The 4,186-nt window shown below is 71.2% G+C and carries 2 protein-coding genes; both read right to left on the bottom strand.

Features of this window, described 5'->3' with window-relative positions:
- The coding region (locus ACFU95_RS50750; RefSeq protein ID WP_383844674.1) for a beta-ketoacyl synthase N-terminal-like domain-containing protein at positions 1 to 1,205 on the bottom strand (1,205 nt) is incomplete at its 3' end.
- A 37-nt stretch (positions 1,206 to 1,242) separates the two neighbouring features.
- The coding region (locus ACFU95_RS50745) for a type I polyketide synthase (RefSeq protein WP_383844671.1) at positions 1,243 to 4,186 on the bottom strand (2,944 nt) is incomplete at its 5' end.

Below are 4,186 nucleotides of genomic sequence, written 5' to 3'. Positions count from 1 at the left end.
GCCATGACCATCTTGATGACGCCGGCGACGCCGGCGGCGGCTTGGGTGTGGCCGATGTTGGACTTCACGGAGCCGAGCCAGAGGGGCTGTTCGGCATGGTGGTCCTGGCCGTAGGTGGCGATCAGGGCCTGGGCCTCGATCGGGTCGCCCAGTGTCGTGCCGGTGCCGTGGGCTTCGACGGCGTCGACGTCCGCGCCGGTCAGTCCGGCGTTGGCGAGGGCCTTGCGGATCACGCGCTGCTGGGAGGGGCCGTTGGGTGCGGTGAGTCCGTTGGAGGCGCCGTCCTGGTTGACGGCGGAGCCACGGATGACGCCCCAGATGCGGCGCTTGTTGCGTACGGCGTCGGACAGCCGCTCCAGCACCAGCACACCCGCGCCCTCGGCCCAGCCCGTGCCGTCGGCCGCCGCCGCGAAGGACTTGCAGCGGCCGTCGGGAGCGAGGCCGCGCTGCCGGGAGAACGCGACGAAGGCGTCCGCTCCGGCCATGACGGTCACGCCGCCGGCGAGGGCGAGGGAGGACTCGCCCGAGCGCAGCGACTGGGCCGCGAGATGGACGGTCACCAGGGACGAGGAGCAGGCGGTGTCCACCGTCATCGACGGTCCCTCGATGCCGAGGAAGTACGACACCCGGCCCGAGAGCACGCTGCCCGAACCGCCGATCATCAGGTAGTCCTCGACACCGTCGAGGGCTTCGCCCGCCTCGGGCTTATAACCGACCGCGTAGTCGTGGTACATCTCGCCGGCGAAGACGCCGACGGCCTGTTCGCGCAGGGTGCCGGGGTCGATTCCGGCCCGTTCCAGTGACTCCCAGGAGACCTCCAGCAGCAGGCGCTGCTGCGGGTCCATGGCGAGTGCCTCGCGGGGCGAGATACCGAAGAAGGCGGCGTCGAAGTCGGCAGCGTCGTGCAGGAACCCGCCCTCACGCGAATAGCTCGTACCGGGGTGGTCCGGATCCGGGTGGTACAGGTTCTCCACGTCCCAGCCCCGGTTCACCGGAAACTCGGATATGCCGTCCGTGCCGGAGGCGACCAAATCCCACAGCTCTTCGGGGGACTTCACCTCTCCCGGATAGCGGCAGGCCATTCCGACGATCGCGATCGGTTCCGTGAGGCGGCCGCGGATTTCGCCGTTCTCGCTTTCGAGCCGCTCGTTCTCGATCAGGGAAGCACGCAGCGCCTCGACGACCGCGCTGTCCGAACTGGTCATTTCTCTCTCTTCTCTCTGCGGTCCAATAAAGGGGCTGCTACTGCTTCCGGGCCTTTTTCATCGCCCTTGCGACAAGATCGTCGACGTCCATTTCCATGATCATTGGCCCGTCGTCCGGCTTCGGGCCGTGCGGTGCCGCGGCTGCGCCCACCGGGATCCCCGCAGCCCCCGCAGCCCCCGCAGCTCCCGCGGCCGTCGCTTCGGCGGACCTGAGACCGTCCACCAGTTCCAGTACGTGGTGCATGAGGCCGAGTTCCTCGAAGCGGGCCAGGGGCGTGTCGCTCAGCACCTGCCGGATCTCCGCCTCCCGTTCGGCGAACACGTCGGCCGAGGGTGTGGCGGGGGAGAGCTCGCTCCAGAGCAGGCGGGCGATGCCCCGGGGCGTGGGATGGTCGAACACGAGGGTGGCCGGGAGCCGTGTCCCGGTCAGTTCCGAGAGCTTGTTGCGCAGTTCCACGGCCAGGAGCGAGTCGAACCCGATCTCACTGAACCCCTGGTCCGGGTCGACATCGGTGACCGAGGCATGCCCGAGCGTCGTCGCGACCTCTCGCCGGACCACGTCCAGGACGATGCCCTCGCGTCGGCCCTCCGGCGTGGCGGCGAGGCGCTCGGCCAGACCGGGACCGCCCAGGGGCTTCTGCCGGACGATACGACGCCCGGTCGGGACCAGACTGCTCAGCAGCGTAGGCAGGGTTCCCGCCTCCGCCTGGGCGCGAAGCACGCCGAGGTCGAGCTTCACAGGCAGCAGGACCGGGGCGTCCGGGCGGCGCAGCGCCGCGTCCAGCAGCGCCAGACCCTCCTGCGCGGTCATTCCGACGCCGCCGCCGCGCTCCATCCGGCTCTTGTCGGCCCGCGTCAGACCGGCCGTCATCAGGCTGCTGTGCGACCAGCCGCCCCAGGCGAGGGAGGTGGCGGGTTGGTGGTGGGTGTGGCGGTGGTGGGCGAGGGCGTCCAGGAAGGCGTTGGCGGCGGCGTAGTTCGCCTGACCCGCACTGCCGAAGGCACTTGCGGCGGACGAGAAGAGGACGAAGTGGGTGAGGTCGTGGTCGCGGGTGAGGTGGTGGAGGTTGAGGGCGGCGTCGATCTTGGGTCGGTAGACGGTGGCGAGACGGTCCGGGGTGAGGGCGGTGATGATGCCGTCGTCGACGACGCCGGCGGTGTGGATGACGGCCGTGAGCGGATGCTCGCTGGGGATGGTGGTGAGGAGGTGGGCGAGGGCGTCGTGGTCGGCGGCGTCGCAGGCGGCGATGCGGACGTCCGCCCCCAGCGCGGTGAGCTCGGTGCGGAGGGCGTCCGCATCCGGTGCGTCGGGCCCGCGACGGCTCGTCAGCAGAAGGTTCCTGACCTGGTGCCGCTCCACCAGGTGACGGGCGACGAGCCGGCCGAGGGCGCCGGTGCCACCGGTGATGAGGACGGTGCCGTCCGGGTCGAAGTCGCGCTGCCGGACCTCGCCGACGGGCAGGGACGGGACGCGGGTGACGCGAGGCACATGGGGAGTGCCCTGGCGCAGGGCGATCTGCGGCTCCGTCCCGACGAGGAGGGCGGGCAGTGCGGAGTGCAGGCTGCCTTCGTCGTCGGTGGCGACGAGGAGGAAGCGGCCCGGGTGTTCGAGCTGGGCGCTACGGACCAGGCCCCAGCCGGCGGCGGCCACGGGATCGTCGGCGGGGGGCGTGACGACGACGAGTCGAACGTCCGCGAGGGCGGGTTCCGCCAGCCAGCGCTGGATGAGGTCGAGGAGGCGGCTGGTGGCGAGGTGGACATCCTCGGGTGTGCCGGGCGACGCGGGCGAGTCAGCCAGCTCGACCAGGTATGCCAGGGCGGCGCTGTGACGCGAGGCGCTCGCGGCCAGGGCGGCGACATCGGCAGCGGTACGGATACGGGGCAGCTCGGCCGACCCGGCCTGGGACGCGGCCCCGGAGTCGAGGACGGCGAGCGTGGTCTCGGCCCAATTCAGCTGGAACAGCGCGTCGCGCATCCAGCCCTGATCGGTGTCACCGCGCAGATCCGCCACCGACACGGTCCGGCCCCTCACCGAGCCCACCATCGCCACCGGTAGCCCGGCACCGTCCGCCAGACGCACGCTCATCGTGTCCGGCCCCTGAGGTGACATGTGGACGCGGAGGGCGGTGGCTGCGCCGGCGTAGAGGTGGACGTCGTTCCAGGCGAAGGGGAGGACGAGGTGGCGTTCCTGTTCGGGTTGGTCGGTGCGGAGTGCCCCGGCGTGGAAACAGGCGTCGAGAAGCGCGGGGTGGAGGCCGTAACCGTCGGGCTTGCCGGCTTCCTCCGGGAGGGTGACCTCGGCGTAGAGGTCGGTGCCGTGGGCCCAGGCGGATCGCAGGCCGCGGAAGGCGGGGCCGTAGCCGTAACCGGTGGTGTCGAGTTCGCCGTACGCCCGCTCGGCGGCGTCCTCGATCGGGACGGCTCCGGGCGGGGGCCACTGGGTGAGGTCGAAGTCGGGCACGGGGGCGTCGGAGGACAGCCGGGCCGAGGCGTGCCGGGTGAAAGGGCTGCCGGGTGCCGCGTCCTGGGGGCGTGAGTGGACCTGTGCGGTCCGTTGCCCTGTCGCGTCGGGCTCGCTGAGGGTGACGCGGATCTGCACGCTGCCCTGTGCGGGGATGAGGAGCGGCGCTTCGATGATGAGTTCGCCGAGCAGGCTGGTTCCGGCTTCGTCGCCGGCCCGGACGATTACGTCGGTGAGGGCCGCGCCGGGGACGAGGATCGTGCCGCCTGCGGCGTGGTCGGCGAGCCAGGGGTGGGTGGCCAGGGACCAGCGGGAGGTGAACAACAGCCCGTCGGTGTCGGGGAGTTCGACTGCTGCGCCGAGCATCGGGTGTTCGACCTGGGCCAGTCCTAGGTCTGTTGGGTTGCCTGTGGTGGTGGCGGTGGTGAGCCAGTAGGGGTGGTGTTGGAAGGCGTAGGTGGGGAGGTTGATGGGGGTGGGGGTGCGCTGGTGGAGGAGGGGGGTGAGGTTGATGGGGTGG

Origin of the sequence: Streptomyces sp. NPDC057623, assembly GCF_042800355.1 — a bacterium.
Classification (GTDB): Bacteria; Actinomycetota; Actinomycetes; order Streptomycetales; family Streptomycetaceae; genus Streptomyces.
The sequence above is the reverse complement of the archived record's forward strand: the minus strand, read 5'-3'. Positions and strand labels throughout refer to the sequence as shown.